Source organism: Streptomyces sp. NPDC002817 (assembly GCF_053592055.1).
In genome coordinates, this window is the sequence record NZ_JBSFUY010000002.1 from 185,446 (window position 1) to 207,460 (window position 22,015).

Annotated in this window: 15 protein-coding genes; 10 read left to right on the forward strand and 5 right to left on the reverse strand. The window is 68.8% G+C overall.

The annotated features are described in order from the left end of the window. Positions 1–8: 8 nt before the first annotated feature. Complete coding sequence (locus ACWD3I_RS03895; protein WP_365397028.1) at positions 9–3,947, reverse strand: condensation domain-containing protein; 3,939 nt, start codon at positions 3,945–3,947, stop codon at positions 9–11. An 8-nt stretch (positions 3,948–3,955) separates the two neighbouring features. Next, positions 3,956–5,785 carry a non-ribosomal peptide synthetase gene (locus ACWD3I_RS03900; protein ID WP_365397025.1) on the reverse strand — a complete coding sequence of 610 codons (1,830 nt, stop codon included), beginning with the start codon at positions 5,783–5,785 and terminating at the stop codon, positions 3,956–3,958. Positions 5,786–6,526: 741 nt separating this feature from the next. Here ACWD3I_RS03900 and ACWD3I_RS03905 point away from each other — a divergent pair. From ACWD3I_RS03905 to rsgA, 6 genes are all read left to right on the forward strand, one after another. Continuing rightward, the gene (locus ACWD3I_RS03905) at positions 6,527–7,114 is read left to right on the forward strand and encodes a hypothetical protein (RefSeq protein WP_365397022.1); all 588 of its coding nucleotides are present in this window, start codon (positions 6,527–6,529) and stop codon (positions 7,112–7,114) included. 90 nt (positions 7,115–7,204) lie between these two features. After that, the gene (locus tag ACWD3I_RS03910; protein WP_365397019.1) at positions 7,205–8,989 is read left to right on the forward strand and encodes a non-ribosomal peptide synthetase; all 1,785 of its coding nucleotides are present in this window, start codon (positions 7,205–7,207) and stop codon (positions 8,987–8,989) included. Between the two features lie 19 nt (positions 8,990–9,008). Further along, positions 9,009–10,310 carry a cytochrome P450 gene (locus tag ACWD3I_RS03915; RefSeq protein ID WP_365397016.1) on the forward strand — a complete coding sequence of 434 codons (1,302 nt, stop codon included), beginning with the start codon at positions 9,009–9,011 and terminating at the stop codon, positions 10,308–10,310. A gap of 46 nt (positions 10,311–10,356) precedes the next feature. Next, on the forward strand, positions 10,357–11,115 hold the full coding sequence (locus tag ACWD3I_RS03920) for a thioesterase II family protein (protein WP_171144105.1): 759 nt from the start codon (positions 10,357–10,359) through the stop codon (positions 11,113–11,115). Between the two features lie 57 nt (positions 11,116–11,172). Beyond that, the gene (locus ACWD3I_RS03925; RefSeq protein ID WP_365397012.1) at positions 11,173–12,438 is read left to right on the forward strand and encodes an MFS transporter; all 1,266 of its coding nucleotides are present in this window, start codon (positions 11,173–11,175) and stop codon (positions 12,436–12,438) included. A gap of 239 nt (positions 12,439–12,677) precedes the next feature. Continuing rightward, a complete protein-coding gene (gene rsgA, locus ACWD3I_RS03930; protein WP_365397009.1) occupies positions 12,678–13,805 on the forward strand; it encodes a ribosome small subunit-dependent GTPase A in 1,128 nt (375 codons plus the stop codon). A 31-nt stretch (positions 13,806–13,836) separates the two neighbouring features. Here rsgA and ACWD3I_RS03935 read toward each other — a convergent pair whose 3' ends face one another. After that, on the reverse strand, positions 13,837–16,356 hold the full coding sequence (locus ACWD3I_RS03935) for a helicase C-terminal domain-containing protein (protein WP_365397006.1): 2,520 nt from the start codon (positions 16,354–16,356) through the stop codon (positions 13,837–13,839). Between the two features lie 153 nt (positions 16,357–16,509). Between ACWD3I_RS03935 and ACWD3I_RS03940 the strand changes: the two genes are divergently transcribed. Beyond that, positions 16,510–17,517, forward strand: a complete 1,008-nt coding sequence (locus tag ACWD3I_RS03940) for a hypothetical protein (RefSeq protein WP_365397003.1) — start codon at positions 16,510–16,512, stop codon at positions 17,515–17,517. A gap of 23 nt (positions 17,518–17,540) precedes the next feature. Then, a complete protein-coding gene (locus ACWD3I_RS03945) occupies positions 17,541–18,182 on the forward strand; it encodes an HAD family hydrolase (RefSeq protein ID WP_365397000.1) in 642 nt (213 codons plus the stop codon). Here the strand turns inward: ACWD3I_RS03945 and ACWD3I_RS03950 are convergent. After that, entirely contained in the window at positions 18,161–18,409 is a 249-nt protein-coding gene (locus tag ACWD3I_RS03950; RefSeq protein ID WP_365396997.1) for a hypothetical protein, read from the reverse strand. The genes ACWD3I_RS03945 and ACWD3I_RS03950 overlap by 22 nt on opposite strands. 224 nt (positions 18,410–18,633) lie before the next feature. Here ACWD3I_RS03950 and ACWD3I_RS03955 point away from each other — a divergent pair, with 224 nt between their 5' ends. Continuing rightward, positions 18,634–20,253: a recombinase family protein gene (locus tag ACWD3I_RS03955; RefSeq protein ID WP_365396995.1), complete on the forward strand. Its 1,620-nt coding sequence runs from the start codon at positions 18,634–18,636 to the stop codon at positions 20,251–20,253. Positions 20,254–20,636: 383 nt separating this feature from the next. Here ACWD3I_RS03955 and ACWD3I_RS03960 read toward each other — a convergent pair whose 3' ends face one another. Further along, positions 20,637–20,987 carry a DUF6415 family natural product biosynthesis protein gene (locus ACWD3I_RS03960; protein WP_365396992.1) on the reverse strand — a complete coding sequence of 117 codons (351 nt, stop codon included), beginning with the start codon at positions 20,985–20,987 and terminating at the stop codon, positions 20,637–20,639. A gap of 117 nt (positions 20,988–21,104) precedes the next feature. On the opposite strand from ACWD3I_RS03960, the gene ACWD3I_RS03965 reads away from it, so the two are divergent. Beyond that, positions 21,105–21,923 carry a helix-turn-helix domain-containing protein gene (locus ACWD3I_RS03965; RefSeq protein ID WP_365396990.1) on the forward strand — a complete coding sequence of 273 codons (819 nt, stop codon included), beginning with the start codon at positions 21,105–21,107 and terminating at the stop codon, positions 21,921–21,923. The last annotated feature ends 92 nt before the right edge of the window (positions 21,924–22,015 follow it).

Genomic DNA, 22,015 nt, shown 5'->3' on the forward strand with positions numbered 1-22,015 from the left:
GCGGGTGCTCAGAACGTGAAGTCCGGCATCGCCGGCGAGTCGACGCCTGCGGGCGGCGAGTCGAACAGGTCGAACAGGGTGGCGCCGGGGCCGAGGTCGGCCAGTCGCAGCAGGAGCGTGCGGTACTCCTCCAGCCAGGAGGCGGCCGTGTCCTGACGGAACAGGTCCGTGGCGTACTTCAGCCGCGCCCACAAGGCGTCGCCGTACTCCAGGACCGAGACGCTGAGCGTGAACGTGGGTGCTTCGGAGTCGACGTCGAGCAGCTCGACACCGGGACCGCCGGGGCCGAGACCGGTGATCGGCGCGACCTCGTTCTGGAAGCCGAAGTTGGTCGTGGCCGCGGGTTCGGCCGTGTGCGGCCGGGCGATGCGGATGATCCGGTCCGCGGGCAGGTCGCCGTGCGACAGCGCCGACAACTGGGCGTCGCGGACGGCCGCGAGCAGCACGGCGAAGGGTTCACCGGGCACCAGGGCGGCCCTGACCACGATGGTGTTGGCGTAGCAGCCGATCACCTCGTCATGGCCCGGAACACGGCCGGGAACCGGCCCGGCGACGGCCAGATCACGGTGGCCCCCGAGCTTCCACAGCAGCGCCATCCACCCGGCGAGCAGCACCATGTTGAGAGTGCCGCGCTCTCGGCGGGCGATCTCCCGCAGCGCAGCCGCCAGTTCGGCCTCGATGATCAGGGGCAGGTCCGCGCCGCGGCTGGGCGGTTCGGAGAAGTCGGCGTCCGGGACGTCGGCGGGCAGTGCCACGGTCGGCACCCCGTCGAGCCGTTCGGTCCAGAACTCGACCAGCCGCCGTCCGCGTGCCCCGTCCAGCATCTCCCGCTGGTCGCGGACGAAGTCCAGATATGTCTTCCGGGGTGCCGGACGAGCGTCGGCCTGGCTCAGGTCGTCCATCAGGACGCGCCAGGACCAGCCGTCGAAGAAGAGATGGTGGAAGGTGAGGACGAGGACGAACTGGTCGCCGTCGGCGAAGCGGGCGCGAACGAGCTGATAACGGGCCGGAGTTGAGGAGTACAGGTCCAATGGCCGGCTGACCAGGTCCTTGAGCCGGGCGAGCAGGGGCGCGCGGCCCTCGGTCACGGTGTGCGGCCGGAGGTCGACGTCGAGGTTCTCCAGGGTGACCCGGGCCTCTTCGGGCGGGGCGACCACCTGGACGGGGCCGTCCTGGCCGTCGCGCAGGCCGACCCGGAGCATCGGGTGGCGGTGGACGACCGTTTCGAGACGCCGGATGAGCCAGCCGGAGTCCACCGGGCCGTCCAGGAGGAAGGCGCCCGGCACGTTGTACGCGGCGGATTCGGGGGCGAGTTGGACGGCGGCCCAGATCGCGCTCTGCTGTCCGGAGAGGGGGCCTTCGACCGGGCCGGCCGCTTCCTCCGCCTCGGCCGTTGCCACCGCTGGGGTTGGGGCAGGCGCCTGGGACCTCGCGGTTTCGAGCGATGCCGCGAGGTCGCGGAGGGATCCGAAGTCGAAGAGCTCCAGTACGTCGAGTTCGGTGCCCAGGAGCTGGTTCAGCCTGGTGACCAACTGGACGCCGTTGAGGGAGTTCCCGCCCTGCTCGAAGAAGTCGTCGTCAAGGCCGAGCCCGGGCTCTTTGAGTACGTCCCTGGCTGCCTCGAGCACCGCTGCCTCCGGGGTCGGTGCGTCGGTGCCGGCGGTCCGCGCCTCGCCTGTGGGTGCCGCACCTGGCGCCGTCTGCGTCGCGGGCACGGTGAGAACGGTGCTCGGCCAGCAGCACTCCTCGGCGAACGGGGCGAGGGGGAGCTCCACGCGCCGCCGGGGCCGGGACCCCAGAGCCGTACGCCAGTCCAGGGGGAAGCCGTGGCGGTGGCATGCGACGAGCAGGTCGGCGGGCGAAAGAGCGGTGACGGTCGTGAAACGAGGGTCGCGCCACTCATGTCGCAGGGCCGCCAGCGCGCTGCCGGGCGCCAGGTCGAGAAGGACAGTCCCGTCGGCGAACCCGGCGAGCGCCGCCCGCAGTCGGTCCGCGTCGGGTGCCGCGGCCCGCGCCTCGGCATCCGCCTGCTCCAGGGCGGTCGGCAGATCCACCGCGCCGCGCGTGTACCGCGCCGCGACCGCGCCCACACCGTGCGCCAGGACGAGATCCGGAGTGACGCCGAGATCGGCGAGGAGTGCCTGCAGGCCGGCGATCCGGAGCAACTGCCGCTGCACAGGGGTCCAGAACTCGACGGGGAGATGCCGCCGGGCCGCCTCCAGCACACGGGCGAAGCCGGGATACGAACCGGCCAGTTCCAGCAGGTGCGCGGCCTCCGGCGCCGGATCCGCGTCCGTGGACGAGCCGAGGAGCAGGACGAGGGAGCCGCGAGCGGGGGCCGCACGGCGGACCGTGGGCGTGGCGGACAGGAACGCGTTCAGACCGTCGAGGAGCCCGGCCGTGTCGCGCACTTTCCACGCCTGCCGGTGGAAGAAGAACTCCGGGTGTACGCGGCCCAGGGCCAGGACATCGGCCGCGGCGGCGAGCGGGAAGCTGTCGGGGGCGGCGGTGACGGTGTCCCGCAGCCGCGTGGCGTACTGGCGCAGGCCCTCTTCGTCGCGCGCGGAGATCACGACGACGTACTCGGCCGGTTCTGCCGAACAGCCTGTGCCCCGGAGCGGCTGCGGCTGTGGTTGCCCGGAGGCGCGGTGCTCCTCAAGGATCATGTGGGCGTTGGTGCTGCTGAGCCCGAAGCTGCTCAGCGCGGCGCGCCGAGGGGTGTCGCCGGCATGCCACGGCTCGCACCGGTCGGCGATGCGCAGTGTGCCTCGATCCATGTCGAGCAAGGGGTTGGGAGCGCTGTAGTGGGCGGTGGGGAAGATCTCACCGGCCCGGAACTGGGCGATGACCCGGACCAGACCCGCGAAGCCCGCCATGCTGTCCAGATGGCCGAAGTTGCCCTTCACCGAGGACAGGGGACACGCCGTGACGGGAGAGCGACCGGCCGGGAAGGCGGACAGCGCGTCGGTCAGCCCCTGGACCTCGATCGGATCGCCGATGCGGGTGCCGGTGCCATGGGCCTCGACATAACCGAGGGTGGCCGGGTCCACGGCCGCGTCCCGCAAGGCGGCTGCGACCACCTGGCTCTGGCCCGCGGGGCTGGGCGCCGTCAGTCCGTTGCTGCGCCCGGCGTCCTGGTTGACGGCGCTGCCCCGGATCACCGCGTGCACGGTGTCCCCGTCGCGCAACGCGTCGGCGAGCCGTTTGACCAGGACGAACCCGCCGCCCTCACCGAAGGTCGCGCCGTCCGACTTCTCGTCGAACGGGCGGCAGCGGCCGGTGGCGGAGAGCACCCCCAGACCGTCGGTGCCGTCCGGGCGACGCGGGGGGCGGCCCAGAATGAGTTCGTAGCCGCCGACCAGGGCTGCTTCGCCTTCGCCGCGCGCCAGTTTCCAGCGCGCCTCGTGGAGCGCGACCAGGAACGACGAGCAGGCTGTGTCGACGACCAGTGCGGTGCCGCGCAGATCCAGGTGGTAGGCGATCCGTCCGGCCGCGAAAGCGCGGATGCTGCCGGTGATGGCCGCGCCCTCGCGCCGGTCGGCCTCGGGCAGCAGATCGTGCAGGGTCGGTTCGATCCCGCCGTACCCGGCGGTGTAGACACAGACATCACGGCCGCTCAGTTCCGAAGGTGCGTAACCGGCGTTGCCGATCGCCCGTACCGCGAGTTGGAGCATCTTGCGCTGGCGGGGGTCGATCAACTCCGCCTCGGCGCGGGAGAGACCGAAGTACCGGTGGTCGAAGCTCGTGATGTCCTCGATCCAGCCGCCCTCCTGGTCGTCGTCGGAGCGGGTGGTGCCGGTGGCTTCGGCGCGGGCGGTGGGCATCGGCCCCATGCAGTCGCGCCCGGTGCGCAGGATCTCGGTCAGCGAGTCCCAGTCGTCGCACTGGGGGAAGTCGAAGGCCAGGCCCACCACGGCCACCGCGGTGCTGTCATTCGCCGTGTCCATGACGTCCCTCACAGTTCGACGGTTGCCGCAGACCGGTCGGTGTGCGCGGGATCTTCGCCGTCGAGGGCGGCGGCCAGCGCGGCGACCGTCGGGTACTCGAAGAGCTGTCCGATGGTCAGGCCGGGAGAATGGCGGCGCAGGCCGGCGAAGACCCGCAGGGCCTTGAAGGAGTCCCCGCCGATCTCCATGAACCGCTCGTCGCGGCCGACTTCGGACCGTCCGAGCACCGAGCACCACAGATCGGCCACGAACCGCTCGGTGTCGGTGCGCGGCGCAGGGGCCGTCGGGCCGCTGGGCACGGCACCGTCCTGGGCCAGGGTGCGCAGCGCGGTCAGGTCCGCTTTGCCGTTCGCCGTGACGGGGATGGCCGCGACGACGACGATGCGGCTCGGGACCAGCGCCTGGGCCAGGACGGTGCGCAGCTGCCGGGAGATCTCCTCCGGCGTGAGGGGCGGGGACGCGACCACGTAGGCGACGAGTTCGGTCGGCAAGTCGGGCGCCGGGCTCTCCCCGACGACCACAGCCTGCTCGATTCCGGCCACGGAGAGCAGCGCCGACTCGATCTCGCCAGGCTCCACGCGGTTGCCGCGGACCTTGAGCTGCCGGTCAGCCCGCCCCAGGTACTCGTAGACGCCGTCGCTGTCGCGGATCATGAGGTCGTCGGTGCGGTAGAAGCGTTCGCCGGCGTCGTCGTGGGTGAACTTTCGCCCGGTGAGGGCCTGGTCGCCGAAGTAGCCGTGGGCGAGGCAGACGCCGCCGATGTGGAGGACACCCGGGGTGCCGTCGGGTACCGGTCGGCCGTCGTCGCCGAGCAACCGCAGGTCGACCCCGTCGATGGCCTTTCCGACCGGGATGCGTGCGCGCCGGATGTCCGGCTCCGTCACACGGTGGAGCATCATCGCGACGGTCGCCTCGGAGGGACCGTACATGTTGACGGCATGCAGGCCGGGGCGGGCTTCGAGGATGGCGGCGGCCAGTCGTGGGGGGAACGCCTCGCCCGCGACGACGACCATCCGGCCGGGTAACAGCGCACCGATGTCATGCTGTGCTGCTAGCGCCTCGAGCAAGGAGGGTGTGTACGTCAGCGCCTCCACCGGGTGCTTCTTGAGCTCCGCCGCAAGGGCCACGGGGTCGAGCGTGGTGTCTCGGTCGTAGATGTCCAGCCGGGCGCCACTGAACAGGGCGCCGAACACGGAGATGAGACCGAGGTCGGCGGCGAAGGTGGTGGCGATGCCGAAGCTGTCCACGGTCGTGATCGGATCCAGGTATCGCCAGAACCCGAAGTGGTAGTTGAGTACGGCCCGGTGCGGGACGTCCACGGCCTTGGGAACGCCCGTGGAGCCGGAGGTGAAGACGAGATACGCCGTGTCCTGCGGATCGGTTTCTTCACAGGGCTCGTACGGTGCGGTCGCCGACGAGGCGTCCAACAGCCGTACGGGTGGAGTCTGTTCGGGCAGTCGCGGCCGGTTGCGCGCATCGGTCAGCACCGCTCGCGCCCCGGTCGCGGTCAGCAGTGCCGCGATGCGGGTCTCGGGGTCCGAGGACTCCAGGTGGACATGGGCCGCGCCGACCGACCACGCGCCCAGGACGGACACCACGGACCACACCGAGCGGTCCACCACGGTGGCCACCACATCCCCGCGCCCGATGCCCGCCTCGCGCAGCCAGCGGGCGAGTCCGCCGGCCGCCGACGCCAGTTCTGTGTAGCTCAGTTCGGTGTCGCCATGACGTACGGCCGCGCGCGCTCCGTTGTGCGCGGCCACATCGCGGAACAGAGCGGCGGTCGATCGGTATGCGGACGAGGACACGGACGAACCCTTGGATGGTGCTGCGTACACGAGCACTCCTTAACTGTCCTTGCTGACCGACGTAATACTGCGCGGGCGCGGCCGGCATCCCGCCAAGGGGAAACAGTGCAGCCAAAATCGGAAGGAAATAGCTTTACAAGGGGGCGGTAGAATACCGATGGATTCTCGATGGATTCCCGATGGAGATTGCGGGCGATAGGCACTGATGATCGAAATCCCTCGCCACTGTCGTCGGAATTAAAGCACGGCCTGTCCTGTTCGCGCCAGACCGTTTGAGGTTCACCGAACAGCCCCTCCTTTTCTCGTTATAAGCACCCTTGATCAGGCATGAACTGAGCCACGAAAGCCTGGTTCCAGACATCTGTCGCCGACTCTTGCGGCGGACGTCATAGGAATTCCCAAGGCAGCCTCGAGCCGTTTTCGAGGGGGCGCGCAGGATTCGGGCGGGCACGCGTCCTCGCCCTAGCGAGAGTCGAGAAAAGTCCATTGCCCTGCGCGGAACGGTTGGGCTATTCTTCAAATCCGATCAAGGGGTCGAGAGCATCATCCGGTGCAGTGCGAAAGCCCGTAAATCCTGCCGTTCTTTGGCGCGGTACACAGCTGAGGGGGATTGTGCGCGTCGTGTCGGATCTGGGTATCCCCATCATCGAGTCTCAATTCAACGGGCCGCCGCATTCTGCACAGGGCGGTTATGCGTGTGGCCTCTTTGCCGGTCTGATCACGCCCGGCGAGCGTGCTGCCGCAGCCGTGACGCTCCTGTCCCCACCGCCGATGGACACTCCTCTCGACTTCCACCGAGGAGAGCGCAGGTCCCAGATCCGCATGGCCGGAGAACTCATTGCCACGGTTACTGAGGTGGCCGGTGAGCCGACTGGAACCGATCCCCTCTCCCCCGCCGAGGCCGAGCAGGCCGCTCGCGGCTTCCGGGGGTTCACCGGGCATCCCTTCCCGACGTGCTTCGTCTGCGGCCATGCGCGCCCGGCCGCCGACGGACTCGCGCTGACCCCCGGTCCGGTGGAAGGGCGGCCGGGGACCGTCGCCTGTCTGTGGACTCCCGCGGACGACCAGGCGGATGCCAACGGCCGTGTCCGCGATGAGATCGTCTGGAGCGTGCTGGACTGTCCCGGCGGGTGGACAGGCGATCCGGTCCACGAGCCCATGGTGCTCAGCAGGATGACCGCGCTGATCACCCGGCCACCGACCCCGGGTCATACCTATGTCGTGGTCGGCACGCTGCGGCGTAAGAACGCCAGAACCTCCTCCGTCGACACCGCCGTCTTCGACGCGTCACGACAGCTTCTCGGCAAGGCGTCAGCGGTCTGGACCGCCGTGCCCGATGGGCTGCCCTCGGCCGGCTGACCGCCGGCACGGATGAACTCACAGAACGGATGGAGAATGTCGACGAGAACCGCATGGGACGGGTCGGTTGGCACTGTGACCGCAGCGTCGGTGCACTCCCTCTTAGCGAGGCAGGCCGCTCTCAACCCGGACGGCGTGGCGCTCAGCGCACACGACGAGGACCTGACCTTCGCCGAACTGGACACCCGCTCCAACCAATTGGCCAACCAGCTGCACGGCCTGGGGATCGGCATCGAGGACAGCGTGGGAATCTGCCTGGACCGCTCGGCAGGACTGATAGTCGCCCTGCTCGCCGTTCTCAAATCCGGTGGCGGCTACGTCGCGCTGGACCCCAGACAGCCCCGGGAGCGCCACGCCACTCTTCTGGAGGACTCCGGCGCCAAGGTCGTCATCACCACGGCCGACTTCGCCGAGCGGCTCGGCCGGACGGCCGCCACAATCCTTCTCGACGCTTCCCCCGCACCCTTCGCGTCCTTTCCCGCGACACCGCCCACCGTACCTTCGGCGCCGAAGAACACCGCGTACATCGCGTACACCTCGGGATCGACAGGAAAACCCAAGGGTGTGCGCGTGCCCCATCAGGCGGTTGTACGCCTGGTGATCGACGCCGACTTCCTGCCGATACGGCCCGACGATGTCTTCCTGCACTTCGCACCCGTGGCCTTCGACGCCTCCACCCTCGAGATCTGGGGCGCGCTGCTCAATGGCTGCCGTCTGGTCGTGGCTCCCCCCGGCGAGCTCACCCCCGCCGACCTCACCGCGATCATCGCGAAGAACAAGGTCACCGTCGCCTGGCTGACCGCGGGGCTGTTCCACGCCGTGATCGAGTCCGGCACCCAGGACCTCCGCGAGCTGCGTTACCTGATCGCCGGCGGTGATGTGCTCTCCGCCGCACATATCGACCGCGCGCTGCGTGAGCTGCCGAACACCACCCTGGTCAACGGCTACGGGCCCACGGAGAACACCACGTTCACCACCTGTCACACCTTCGACGGCGCCGTGGCGGACGGTCCGGTCCCCATCGGGCGGCCCATCCACGGCACCAGCGTCCACCTCCTCGACGAGAGCCTCGAACGAATCATGGACGGTGAGATCGGGGAGCTGTACGCGGCGGGCCTCGGCCTGGCCCATGGATACCTCAACAACCCCGCACTGACCGCGGACCGGTTCGTACCGAACCCGTACTCGGACACGCCGGGCGAGCGGATGTACCGCACCGGCGACCTGGCCCGCCGCCGCCCCGACGGCGCGCTCGAATTCCACGGCAGGGCCGACGACCAGGTCAAGATCCGTGGCTTCCGGATAGAGCCCGGCGAGGTCGAGACCGTCCTGCGCGCCCACCCCGAGATCGCCGATGTCGCGGTCGTCGCGCAGGGGGAGCCGGGCGTGGACCGCCACCTGACGGCCTGCTACGTCAGCGAAGAGGCCGTCCCCACCGCCGAGTTGCGCCGGCACCTGGCGCAGAGCCTGCCCGCCTTCATGCTTCCCGCCGTCTTCCTCCGGATCGACGCCCTGCCGCTCAACTCCAACGGCAAGGTGGACCGGGCGCGGCTGGCCGCGACGCCGAAGCCCGAACGCCCCGAGCTGAGTGCCGACTACCGGGCCCCCGACACCGAGGTGGCGGCGTGGCTCGCCGAACTCTGGGCCGATTTCATGGAGTTCTCCCCGGTCGGCATCGACGACGACTTCTTCGAGCTCGGTGGCCACTCCCTGATGGCCGTCCGTATCACCGGTGAGATCAGCGCCGAGTACGACGTGAACGTGCCGCCGGTGGCCTTCTACGAGAACCCGACGATCGACGAACTGTCGGCGTACATCACCGGATTGCTGGCCCAGGGCGAGAGCGACGGCCCCCGGGCCGGGCGACCGGCCTGAACAGGAGACGGCGAAACCGATGAAGATATCCATCCCGAACCCCGGCAGCACCGACATCGACCTGAACACGGTGGACCTGTTCGACCCCGCGCTCTACGCCGGTGGTGACCCCCACGCCATCTGGTCGCTCATGCGCGAGCGGTCCCCCGTGCACCGTCAGACCCTCGCCGACGGCCGCTCATTCTGGTCGGTGACCAAGTACCACGACGTCAATGACGTCCTGCGCGACCACACACGGTTCACCTCACACCGCGGCACCCTGCTGTCCATCCTGGGCGGTACGGACCCGGCCGGCGGCAAGATGATGGCGGCGAGTGATCCGCCCATGCACACCGCCATGCGCGAGCCGATGAACAAGGTGCTCTCCCACCGCGCCCTCAAGTCCCGCCAGCCGCAGATCCGCAGGGTGGTGCACCGGCTGCTCGCCCCGCTGCTGGACGGCGGCATCTGGGACGTCGCCGCGGTCGGCGCGGGCTTCCCGATGGCGTTCACCGGCACCCTGATGGGGCTGCCCGAGGCCGACTGGCCCCGGCTCACCCGTCTGACGACGATGGCCGTCGCCCCCGACGACCCCGAGTACCGTCAGTCAGAAGGCGAGGGCACCCTTTCCGCCGCACACCACGAACTCTTCGCGTACTTCTCCGGCCAGGTCAAGCGGCGTGTCAGGCACGGATTCGCCGACGACGATCTGATCGGCTTCCTGACGGAGCTGAAGGTCGACGGCAGAAAGCTGCGGCATGACGAGATCGTCTACAACTGCTACAGCCTTCTCCTGGGCGCCAACGTCACCACACCGCACGCGATCGCGGGCACCGTGCTGGCGCTGATCGAGCACCCGCAGGAGTATCGGCGGCTGCTGGCCGATCCGTCCCTGATCTCCGGCGCCGTCGAGGAGGGGCTGCGCTGGGCCTCCCCCGCCAACCACTTCATGCGCTACGTCACCCAGGACATCACCCTGCGCGACCAGGAGCTGAAGGCCGGAGACGCGGTCGTGGCCTGGCTGGGCTCGGCCAACCGCGACGAAGAGGTCTTCGCCGACCCGTTCCGCTTCGATGTGAGCCGTTCCCCCAACCGCCATGTGGCCTTCGGGTTCGGGCCCCACTACTGCATCGGGGCCCCCTTGGCCCGGATAGCGCTGCGGCTGCTGTTCGAAGAGATCGTCGCCACCGTCGACACCTTCACCCCCGCCGGTCCCGTCGAGCACCTGACCTCCAACTTCGTGGCGGGCTTCAAGAGCATGCCACTCACCGCGCGGCTGCACGAAGCCGCCGCCCAGGTTCTCGACGAAGCCGTCACCGTGGACGGCCCCGTACCGGCCTGAGGCCGCCACGGTCTTCGACTCACTCACCGAGAAAGTGGGGTGGCCCATGCCCTCGACCCGTCGCCCGAACAAGATGCTGCTGCGGCCCCCGAAGCAGGACAGCACGGCGAGGCTCTTCTGCTTCCCGTACTCCGGCCTCGGCGCATCGATGTACAACAAGTGGCCCGACCGCGTCGGCGACATCGAGATCTGCCGCATTCAGCCACCGGGCCGCGAGAACCGCATCCGCGAGCCCCACTACGGCACCTACGAAGAGCTCGCCGAGCAGACGGTCGAGGCGCTGCTGCCGCACTTCGACCGGCCCTTCGCCTTCTTCGGCCACTGCGGCGGTGCTCTGCCCGGCTTCGCCACCGCGCTGCACCTTGCGAACTCCGGACTGCCCACCCCCCGTACGCTGTTCGTCTCCTCCCAAGTCGCCCCGCATATAGGCCCCTTCGGGCGCTTTCTGGAGATGACCAATACCGAACTGGCTGTGGAGCTGGCCGAACTGACCAGGTCAATGGGCGGCACTCCCACCCCGGACATGATCCAGATGAGCCTACGGGTCCTGCGCGCCGATGTGACCGCCAACCAGAAGTACCACCTGGCGGCACCGGTGCCGCTGCCCTGCGAGATCCGGGTGATCGGCTGGCGCGAGGACCAGGAGATCCGCCCCGATCAGATGAAGGAATGGAGCGCGTACACGGACGCCGGAAAATACACCGACACCCTCCTGGAGGGCGGCCACCACGCCTTCCTCGATGCTCCGGCCGAGTTGCTCGCCGAACTGACGCGGACGCTGCGGACCACGGAGTCACAGCGCTGACCCGCCACCACCCTCGAATGCCCCCCCACGCCCCTATGAATGGCGGACTCTGACCCCATGCGAGCCCCTGCTGCCCCGTCAACCCCCATCGTGGGTTTCCGGCGATTGCTGGCCGGCCGGACGCTGTCCGTGCTGGCCACCTGTCTGGTACCCACCGCCTTGACCCTGGCGGTCATCCATGCCACCGGCTCGGCCACCGACCTCGGTCTGGTGCTGGCCTGTGAACTGATCCCGCAGCTGGTGTTGTTGCCGGTAGGCGGGGTGCTCGCCGACCGGCTCCCGCCTCAACGCGTGGCATTCGCCGCCGACTTGGTACGTGGCCTTATCCAACTGATCATTGGTGTGGAGCTGTTGCTCGGCACCGTCAACATCCTCCATCTCTCCGTCCTGTCCGCGATCACCGGCGCCGCCGTCGCCATCGGCACGCCCACGGTGTCGCCGCTGGTGACCGCGGTGGTGCCCCCGGAGGCCCGGCTCCGCGCCAACAGCCACCTCGGTACGGCACGCGGCATCGCCCTTGTCGCCGGGCCCGGCATCGTCGGCGTCATGGTGATCACCATCGGCGTCGGCTGGTCGTTCGTGCTCACCGCGGCGCTGTTCATCATGGCCGCCGCCACACTGGGCGGTCTGAAGGTGACGCGACACGAGCGTCCGGCGGGCAACAGCACTTTCATGAAGGACCTGGCCGAGGGGTGGCAGGTGGTCCGCTCGCACCGCTGGTTCTGGACCAACCTGATCGGCCACGGCATCTCCAACCTGACCGCGGGCGTCCTGATGACGCTCGGGCCGCTCATCGCGCTCCGCGAACTGGGCGGTGACGTCTCCTGGGTGATCACCTACCAGTGCGGCATGGTCGGCCTGCTGCTCGGTGCCTATCTGGCCCCGCGGCTTCCCATCCCGCGCCCGCTCGTCGCGACCTCGCTCGGCGGTGCCGTCTTCGCCCTGCCGCTGCTGACGTTCGCGGTGCCCGCGCCGACGGCGGTGAACGCGGCCGCGTACTTCGTGGCGATGCTCGGGCTGGGCGTGCTCAACACCGTGTGGCAGACCGTGATGCAGCAGCGGTTCGAGCCGCACACCCTGGCCCGGGCCGACTCCTACGACGCGCTGCTCTCCTTCGCCGCGCGTCCGCTCGGCCTCGCCCTGGCAGCCCCGGTCGCCGCCACGACCGGCAACGCCGCAGTGCTGGTCTTCGCCGCCGTCCTCGTGGGAGGCAGCAGCCTCGGGCTGCTGACGCTGCGTGAGGTACGCACCATGGGCTTTGTCACCGGGGAGGTGCCCCCGCAGAAGCCGGCACCGGAAGCGGCGGCCGAGCACCGTAAATAGTGGGCTGGCGCGGCCCTTCGGGGCTGGGCTAGGCTCAGCATGTTCGAGATGTCCTTGTCGGACTGTCAGCGTTGGCTGTTGAGGGAGGTGTGTATCGATGACTCTCATTGCGATGAGTGCTGCCCGCATCCAGAAGATCGTCAATTCCACCTCCGTGGTCTCCGGCTAACGCAACTCCTCCCTTTTTTCGTGCCGTTGGCGCGCATGGCCGGGACCTCTCCTTCCTGAAGGGCCTCCCGTTGTTCAGTCTCGACATTTCCTCCGCACACCCCCTGACCGCCTACGGCTGGGACGAGGAGTTCGCGGACAGTTTCGCCACGCATGCCGGGCAGGATCTCCTGCCCGGCCGGATCGTCCGTGTGCATCGCGGGCGCGTGGACGCAGTGGTGCCCGACGGGGACGACGTCCGTACGGTGTCGGCGGACACGGCACTGGTGGCGACCGGTGACCCGATGCGGGTGCCGTGCACGGGCGACTGGGCCGTGATCGATCTCGAGAACGGTGCGACCGACGCCGCGGACGGCGTGGTGCGGTCCTTGCTGCCCCGCCGAACGGCGATCGTACGGTCCTCTTCCTCGAAGCGCTCCGAGGCGCAGATCCTCGCCGCCAACGTGAACCACGCGGTCATCGCCGTCTCGCTCGCCGCCGAACTCGACCTGGGGCGTATCGAGCGCTTTCTGTCCCTGGCGTGGGAGAGCGGCGCCGAGCCGCTGGTGGTGCTCACCAAAGCGGACCTGGTGGACAACCCGGCCGTGCTGTCCTATCTGCTCTCCGAGGCGGAGGCCGCGGCACCCGGTGTCCAGGTGCTGGCCGTCAGCTCCGAGACGGGTGACGGGATCGAGGTGCTGTCCGCGATCCTCGCGGACAGCACCTCCGTGCTGCTCGGCCAGTCCGGCGCGGGCAAGTCCACCCTCGCCAACGCGCTGCTCGGCGAGAGCGTCCAGGACGTCCAGGCCACTCGTGACCAGGACGGCAAGGGCCGGCACACCACGACGACCCGTGATCTGCTGCGGCTGCCCTGGGGTGGGGTGCTCATCGACACTCCAGGACTACGGGGTGTCGGTATCTGGGACGCGGAGTCCGGGCTCGCGCAGACCTTCTCGGACATCGAATCGCTGGCCGGGGAATGCCGTTTCCTCGACTGCGCGCATCTCTCGGAGCCGGGATGCGCCGTTCTGGAAGCGATCGAGCGGGGGGCGCTGCCGGAGCGGCGGCTGGAGAGCTACCGCAAGCTCATGCGGGAGAACCAGTGGATGTTGGCCAAGACCGATGCCCGGCTGCACTCGGAGATGCGTAAGGACTGGAAGCAGATGAGGGCCACCCACCACCACATGCTGGAGCGCAAGCGCGGCGGCCCCCAGCGCTGACGCTCTCGTTGATCCGCAGACCACGCGCGCCCTAGTCCTCCGCCAACTCCGCCACCCCCGTGATCCGATGCAACGGATACGTCCGTACCTCGTCCGCCGTGTGGTCGTACGCCGTCACGAACCCTCCCTCCACCCGGATCGGAGCGATCACCCGCTGACTGGCGGAGCCCTCCGCGTTGACGTAGCCGATCCACAGGGCCTCGTTGGTGAGGACGGCGGCCTGCATGGTGGCGAGGGTCTCGGCGGAGCTGGTGCGGGGGAGTTCGCCGGCGGCGCCGTGGTCGGGGCCCTCCTTGCGCGGGGTCGTGGAGGCCAGGTCGCCCGCGCGGATCGCGCGGATCGCCGCCGACAGGAGTGTGGTGTCCGGCACCGGCGGGCCGTCCGGGACCGGCTCCGGGGCCGTGCGCGGCGGGGTGCGGTGGGCGTGGGCGCGGGCGATCAGGACGTCGCCCTCGACGGACTCGGCGGCCGGCGCGAAGCCCATCTGGCGCAGCCCCTCCAGGAGCACGGCCGGATCGGCCTGGGCCGCCAGGACCGTGGGGGCCAGCCGGCGCAGGCCCAGGCCGGCGGCGCGCTTGTCGGCGAGGATCTCGTTCAGCAGGGCGTCGTCGTCGCAGCGGACATAGGCGGAGGCCGCGCCGACGCGCAGGTGGCCGTGTCTGCGGGCCACGTCGTCGATCAGATACGCCAGCGGCTGCGGGACCGGGGTGCGGGAGTGCGCGGTGAGGAACGCGTGCAGATCGGAGGCGGCCTGCCCGGCGTCCAGCGCCCGGCGTACCGAGCCCGGCGTGAACCGGTACACCGTCGCCCCGCCCTTCGACTCCACGTCCGCCAGCACGTCGAGCACGTCCGCCAGCGGCCGCTGCAGCGGGCCCGGGGCCACGGCTGTGAGGTCGGCCTGGAGCAGGACATGGTCCAGGGGTTCGGGCAGGAGCGGGGCCAGGAGACGGGCGGCCGCGGCGGAGGCCACGGCCTGCTCGGGCGGGGAGAGGGGCTCCACCGGGGGTGCGGTGTGGTGGTGGACGGGCAGCTTGTCGCCGGGGCCCGACGGCTCCTTGCGAGGAGTCCTCGCCGGTGCCGCCCCCCACAGGGCCCGTCCCTGGGCCGACAGCGCTCCGCGTCCCGTGACGCCCAGCACTTCCGCCTCGCTCAGCGTCCACTCGGTGAGCCGTGACCGCAGGTCGTCGTCCCGCTGGGGGCCTCGCAGCGGCCGTTCCCAGCGCAGCCGCGCCTGCACGGACTCCGCGGACGGCGAGGCACCCTCCGGGAGACCGGCCAGCAGGGTCAGCACCCGGTGCCGTACCTCCGGGGCGGCGCTGCGGTCCAGGCCCGGGCCCAGCGCGGACAGGGTGCGGTCCTTGGTGTCCCGGCCGCCGACCAGGCCGGCCGTCCGGGTCGCCGTCAGCCAGGCCTCCACGAGCCGCACCCAGCGTTCGGCCGAGGGCCGCTCCAGCCACTCGTCGTAGGCCGGGGTCGCCGCGTACCGCTCGTCGGCCTCCCCGTCGGAGGCGAGCAGACCGGCCGCGTAGGCGAGCTCGACCCAGAACGCGGCGACCGGCTCGGACACGTCCAGCGCGACGGCGGTGCGCTTGAGGTCGCGGACGCTCAGACCGCCGGCCCGCAGCACCACCGGGCCGCCCTCGTCCCAGTCCTTCAGCAGTTCCTCCACCGTCGCCAGCGCGGTGTACGCCTGTCCGGCCGCCGTCGTGTCCACAACCTGTGGACGGTGTGTGGCGACCGGCTCGACGGCCGGCGGCAGCGGTTCGGTGATCCGGTGCGCGACCCCGCCGCGCAGATGCAGGGCCACCTCCCGCGGCAGCACGACCGTCCCGGGTGCCGTCGGCAGCAGCAGCCCGACGTCGAGGAGCCGCCGCAGCCGGACCGCGGGGTCCGCCGTGACCTGCCCGTACGGCGGCCCCCACACCAGCCGCCGCAGTACCTCCAGGGACTCCTCCGGGAGGCCGGCGAGCAGCGCCGCCATCCGCTCGCGGTCGGTGAACAGCCCGGTCAGCGCGGCGACGGCGGTCACCGAGTCGTGCGTCGACGGCAGCCCGGCCGCGGTCACGATCTCCTGGATCCGGCCCGGCGACATCCCCGCCGTGGCCTCCCGCACCGTCGGCCCGAGCCCCGTCGGCGACGGATGCTGCGGCGAGGGCGCCAGCAGCTCCCGCGCGGTCCGCACCAGCCGCAGCCGCTCGTCCTCGCCCCACACCAGCGCCTGCTCCCGCAGCGTTCCGAGGGCACGCGGCAGCGCCCCGACGACGGCGGGCTCCCCGGCGTCCCCCGCCAGCAGCCCCAGCAACTCCGCGTACGACGCCGGTTCCCCCGCCACGGCCAGCGCCTCCGCGGTCTGCAACGCGAACCGGTCCAGGCGCTCCAGAGCGCGCACGACCGAGGCACGGGTGCCGGCCCTCGTGGCGAGCTGGGTGAGGTCGGTGGGGACGGGGGTGATGAGATCGGGGCGGGCACGCAGGAGCGCGCCCAGTGAGGCGTCGTCCCGGACGCGGAGAGCCTCTGCGAGGGAGCGGGGCGGTGTGGCCGAGGTGCTCATCCGACCCACGTTAGCGGGTGGGTGCGACGGTGAGGTGCGGGTCTGTGGGTCGGGAGCCGGTCGGCGGCACGACCGCGCGTGGCTACGTCGGCCGCATCACGCGCGATACGGTCATCCCCGGGGATTCAACGCGCCGCCCCCCGGAGGGACTTCGTGGGTATCGAGAGCGACCAGGTCGTCTACGAGTATCTGAGCCGTGTCGGTGACGTGGCCCAGCAGCGGCAGTTGCCGTCCGGCACCCGGATGCGCCTGGTCTCGGAGCTGCGCAACGAGATCGACCGGCGCCGGGCGAAGGTCCCCGTGGACAGTCCCGCGGCCGTGCGCCGGATCATCGCCCGCCTCGGCAGCCCCGACGACGTCGTCACCGCGGCCGGGAGCAACCCCTCCGGGGGAGGCGCGGCCGGCGCCGTACCGCAGGCCCGGGCCACCCCGGCCCCCACCGCCGTACCCGCGCAGCGGGACCGGGACACCGGCATCCCCCGCCCCAAGGGGCTGCGCCGTATCGTCCCCGTCCCCAAGCCGCGTCCCGCCGAGACGGTGGACGAGGCACCCGCGCCGCCCCACCTCGCGAGCGAGGCCGAGATCGGGAACAGCGGCCTCCAGCCCGACTGGTGGCGCACGGACAGCACCCCGTTCGGGGTCGGGGAGAGCCTCCCGGCGGGGTTCGTCGGCGGTGTGGAGATCCCGGAGCTGCTCAAGCCCCCGCCGCCCAAGGAGGAGCCGAAGCCGGTCGTCGAGAAGGCGCCGGAAGCCGAGGCCGAAGCCGGGGTCGAGGCCGAAGAGGCCCCGGCCACGCGCCGCCGGCTGCTCTCCCTCCCCAGGGGCAAGTGGACCAACCCCCTCCTGCTGGTCGCCGCGGGTCTCCTGGTCGTGGGCGCGGTCCTCGGCAACCTCGTCGTCCTTCTCCTCGGCTGGCTCATCGCCTACGCCTCGCGGCGGCTGACCGAGGCGGAGACCAAGTGGGCGGTGATGTTCCTGCCCGGCCTGGCGCTCACCGCCGGGATCGTGTGGCTGTGGGGCCGCACCGAGGGCCGCTGGGGCGACCCCATCGTCAAGGGGCACATGAGCGACGCGATCGCCGACACCTGGCCGTGGGTGATCCGGGGCGCGGCCGTCGCGTCGGCCCTGTTCCTCGTCTGGCGATCCCAGAGGCAGAGGTAGGACTGTCGTACCGGCTGGGCACAATGGCCCATATGGCCACTGCACCCATCTCCGCACCGACCGTCGGCTTCGACCTCGACATGACCCTCATAGACTCCCGCCCCGGCATCCGCGCCTGCTACCTGGAGCTGTCCGAGCGAACCGGGACGTACATCGACGCCGACCTCACGATCACCCGGCTCGGGCCCCCGCTGGCGGAGGAGCTGGCCCACTGGTTCCCGGCGGACGAGATCCCGGCCATGGCCGACCTCTACCGGTCGCTGTACCCGGCCATCGCGATCGCCGCGTCGCCCGCCATGGACGGCGCCCGTGAGGCGATCGCCGCCGTGCGGGCGGCGGGTGGGCGGGCGATCGTCGTGACCGCGAAGTACGAGCCCAGCGCCAAGCTGCACGTGGAGCACCTCGGCCTCGGCCCCGACGCGGTGATCGGCGACCTGTGGGCCGAGCAGAAGGCGCAGGCGCTGCGCGAGCACGGCGCGAGCGTCTACGTCGGCGACCATCTCGGGGACGTGCGGGGTGCCCGGACCGCCGGGGCACTCTCGGTCGCCGTGGCCACCGGCCCGTGCAGCGCGGCGGAGTTGACCGCGGCCGGCGCGGACGTGGTCCTCGCCGACCTCACCCGGTTCCCGGACTGGCTCGCCGGCTACCGACCGGCCCGCGCCTGACGCCGCCCCGCCGCGATCGACTGGAGCACGCCCGCGCCGGCGAGCAGGAAGCCGACGCCCATCAGCATGCTCAGTCCGAACATGTACGTCGGAAAGGGCGTCGTTCCGAGGAACAGCGGGGCCACGGTGACGAGTGTGGCCACCGTACCGATGAAGAAGACGATGGCTCCGGCACGGATCAGTCGGTCACCGGGCGCGGCGGAATTCGTTTGGGTTTTGTCACGCACCGGACCAGGGTAGTTCCCTGCCCGAAGGAACAACCGGGCGACGTCTTGTCACCGGCCTGAAGACCATTAGCCTTGGTACCGGCGGGTCCCGACGACCCGCCCCAGTGCTATCAAGAGCCGTTTCAGAAGCAGTTTTCCGACGAGTACGAGGACGAGGAACAGACGTGCCTACCGGCAAGGTCAAGCCGGTTACCTAGGCACACAGAGAGCGCTACGCTCCCCTCATGACTCCTGGTCTCCGCTACCTCTCGTGCCTGCGCCTGTCTGCCGACTCGGACGGCTCTACGTCCATCGAGTGGCAGCGCGGTGTGATCCGACACCACGTCAGCTCTCCGCTCCTGTCCGGCGTCCTGGCGGGGGAGGCAGAGGACACGGACGTCTCAGGCTCCATGAGCCCCTTCAAGCGCCCCCGGCTCGGACGCTGGCTCACGTCCAAGGCTGATGAGTTCGACGTGATCATTGCGGCCAAGATGGACAGGCTTACCCGTCGCTCGATGCACTTCAATGAACTACTTGAATGGGCGCAGGAAAACGGGAAGTACATCGTCTGTGTAGAAGAGGGGTTCGACCTCTCCACTCCTCAGGGCAAGATGATGGCTCGTATGACTGCCGTCTTTGCTGAGGCTGAGTGGGACACGATCCAGGCACGCATCCTGAACGGCGTACAGAGCCGTCTGGAGAACCGTTCATGGCTTACGGGAGCACCTCCCACCGGCTACCGCATCAAAGCCGTAGAGGGAGGTAAGAGGAAGGTTCTGGAGATTGACCAGGACTTCCATATCTACGTAGAAGAGATCTTCCGTCGTGTCCGTGAGGGACAGTCCACACACAGGATTGCCCGAGACTTCAACGGCCGTGGCGTACTCACGTGGGGAGACCATCTCAGGAAGTTGAAGGGGGAGGAAACCAAGGGAACTCAGTGGCAATCGACCATCATCAATAAATTCATCCGCTCCTCTTGGGTTCCCGGTATCTACACGTACAAGGGGGAGGCTGTATTGGACGATGACGGAGAGCCCATCATCCTTCCCGAGAAACCCCTAGCGTCCATGGATGAATGGACGGACTTGGTAGACCGGATCAAACCCGCTCCCAAGCCTGATGGAATGGAAAGCCGTACGAGCACAAAGAGCCTGCTTGCTGGTATTGCCCGGTGTGGAGGATGTGGAGCGCCGGTAACTTCTCTTCTGAATTCCGGGCACACCAAGAAAGACGGTACGAAAGTTCCCGGACACAGGTATTACCGCTGCTCCAACAAGTTCAAGGGAGGGGCTTGTACGAGTGGCCTCTACGTTCGTGCGGATGTGCTCGACACGTGGGTTGACCAGGAGATTCGGGGAAGCGTAGGCAAGTGGGACATGTACGAGCGAGCCGGTACCGGACCCTCTCAGGCAAGGGAGCTGGAGTCAGCTAGGGCACGCTTGGAAAAGCTGGAAGCTGACTTCCTGGCAGGGGAGTACGACGGTGCGGGACAGGAAGAGTCCTACCGCCGTATGCATAAGAGCCTGTCCGGAAAGGTTGCTCTCCTGGCTAAGCAGGAAGAGGAAAGGGCTAACCCTGAACTGAAATCCACGGGTAAGAAGTACGGGGAAGTCTGGGAAGCCAAAGACCAGGAAGACCGTAGAGAATTCCTCCGCACCTATGACGTAAAGATCTGGGCTTGGAATAAGGGAACGGATGAGGGGGAGAAGGGAATGGTAATGGACCTGGGGGATATTCAGGTCATGGCGAATGAGCTTGCCCTTTCCCGCCCAGGAAAGAAAGGAAAGATGACAAGGCTAGTGATTAGCCATAACGTTCCCGAAGAATACAGGTGGAAGGCATTGGCATTCGCCAAGTCCTAGAATGGAAATAAAAAAGGCCCTGCCTATTAGGCGGGGCCATTTCTTTTGCTGAATTGTTTATGAATTCGACCCCCCTACCTTTAACGGTTGAATAACAATTGGGGGTGGTCCGGTCTTTCGAGTGCCTAGCGCCCGATAGGGGTTGGGCAGTAGCCGCTATGACTCCTTACGCCACTCGGCATCAGGGGAAGTCAGCTTGGCCACCAGGACACGCGCCAGAATGCGAATGGGAGCCTCATCAGGTTCCACCAGGTGGGCGTGTTCACGGTGAGCCCATACCGTCCAACCAGGGCCGGACATACCTAGTTCGTGAGCTACGGCTACCGCGTCATCAGGGTCTGTGATCAGTCCATCGCAGTACCGGCAGACGTGCAGTGCTGGCGTCACTCCGCACACCCGAGATTCACATGGTGGTCGGCAAGGGCTCTGACGGACCGTGCGAGCCTCTGAGCGTGTGCGATACCGGCCGGAAGGGTGCCGTTGGACGGCTCCAGCCTCAGCCGCATACGAGCCTCCCCGATGCACGCCAGAGCGCATGCGCGGGGAATGGCATCCTCGGGAAGCTTTCCGGCTGCTGTCTCCACATCGGGGATGGCCACCATGATCATTCCCCGTAGTAGGAGCGTCGTCGTCTCCAGCTCTTCCAGGGAGGGAAGCTCAGCATCCTCGGAGAGCAGACGTGCGGCCGTCTCATGCATCGTCTGTACATCAATGGGTGCGCTGGTGCTGGTCATGACTCAGGGGTACCGAGCCACTACAACGACCGCGACGACTGATGGGGCGTCAGAGAGGCGTCCATCAGGGCGACAAACCGGTGTCATTGACGACGTCACAGGGCTACCGTGATCGGCATGAAGACACCAGAGACCACAGCCGAGACACCACATCAGACAGCAGCCAAGCCAGTACCGAACTCCAAGCTCCGAGCCGTCCGTATGGGGCTGCTCATGAGTCAGGACGACTTTGCCCGAGCCATCCGTGAGGCAGGCGCAGCAGCAGGAGAGCCCAACGACGCCTCCAAGAGGCTCGTACAGCGCTGGGAGGCCGGAACGACGGGAGCACCCCGACCGGTCTACGCAAGGGCTCTGGAGCGCGTCACACGGCTTCCTATCGACTCCCTGGGGTTCGCCGTCCCTGTGCCTACGGCACGCGTTGCCGACGACGGCCACGGCGGACATGACCTTGAGCCGTCGACCGCTACGGCTCCCGTACCCACCGCGACAGCTCAGACGGCCACCAGGACACCGAACGGGAACTATTCGGGTATCTGGCTCAGCCGGTATGAGTTCTTCTCCAGTGGCCGTGACGAGACGTTCACAGGGCTTCACTACGTCGTGCTTCTCCAGCACGGCAACAAGCTCACGGTTCGCTCTCTGCCTGATGCATCCCTGAATCCGAACTCTCCTCTGACCATGGATCTGACCCTTGACGGGAACGTGGTCACGGGAACGTGGGTGGAGGAGACGGCAACTGAGGGGTACTACGCCGGGGCGCGGTATCACGGTGCCGTTCAGATGCTCATCGAGCCGACCGGTAGGCGCATGGTCGGGAAGTGGCTCGGGTTCGGCAAGGAGTTCGACGTCAACACGGGACCGTGGACTCTGGAGTTCAAGGACGCCAGTACCAATAAGGCTGCTCTGGAGAAGTGGAACGTCCAGCCGGAAGCCTGAAAGGACAGGCACGGATAAGCGCTCGATTCCCTTGGCGGGGTCGGGCGCTCTTCTGTGTCCGGAAGCGGAATGACTGATGTCTGTTTGTCAGT

What these genes read in the sequence shown, in the direction of transcription:
- ACWD3I_RS03905 (WP_365397022.1), top strand. Translation starts at nt 6,527, where the DNA reads ATGGACACTCCTCTCGACTTCCACCGAGGAGAGCGCAGGTCCCAGATC.
- ACWD3I_RS03935 (WP_365397006.1), bottom strand. Translation starts at nt 16,356, where the DNA reads ATGAGCACCTCGGCCACACCGCCCCGCTCCCTCGCAGAGGCTCTCCGC.
- ACWD3I_RS03925 (WP_365397012.1), top strand. Translation starts at nt 11,173, where the DNA reads ATGCGAGCCCCTGCTGCCCCGTCAACCCCCATCGTGGGTTTCCGGCGA.
- ACWD3I_RS03915 (WP_365397016.1), top strand. Translation starts at nt 9,009, where the DNA reads ATGAAGATATCCATCCCGAACCCCGGCAGCACCGACATCGACCTGAAC.
- ACWD3I_RS03945 (WP_365397000.1), top strand. Translation starts at nt 17,541, where the DNA reads ATGGCCCATATGGCCACTGCACCCATCTCCGCACCGACCGTCGGCTTC.
- ACWD3I_RS03955 (WP_365396995.1), top strand. Translation starts at nt 18,634, where the DNA reads ATGACTCCTGGTCTCCGCTACCTCTCGTGCCTGCGCCTGTCTGCCGAC.
- ACWD3I_RS03960 (WP_365396992.1), bottom strand. Translation starts at nt 20,987, where the DNA reads ATGACCAGCACCAGCGCACCCATTGATGTACAGACGATGCATGAGACG.
- ACWD3I_RS03920 (WP_171144105.1), top strand. Translation starts at nt 10,357, where the DNA reads ATGCCCTCGACCCGTCGCCCGAACAAGATGCTGCTGCGGCCCCCGAAG.
- ACWD3I_RS03965 (WP_365396990.1), top strand. Translation starts at nt 21,105, where the DNA reads ATGAAGACACCAGAGACCACAGCCGAGACACCACATCAGACAGCAGCC.
- ACWD3I_RS03895 (WP_365397028.1), bottom strand. Translation starts at nt 3,947, where the DNA reads ATGGACACGGCGAATGACAGCACCGCGGTGGCCGTGGTGGGCCTGGCC.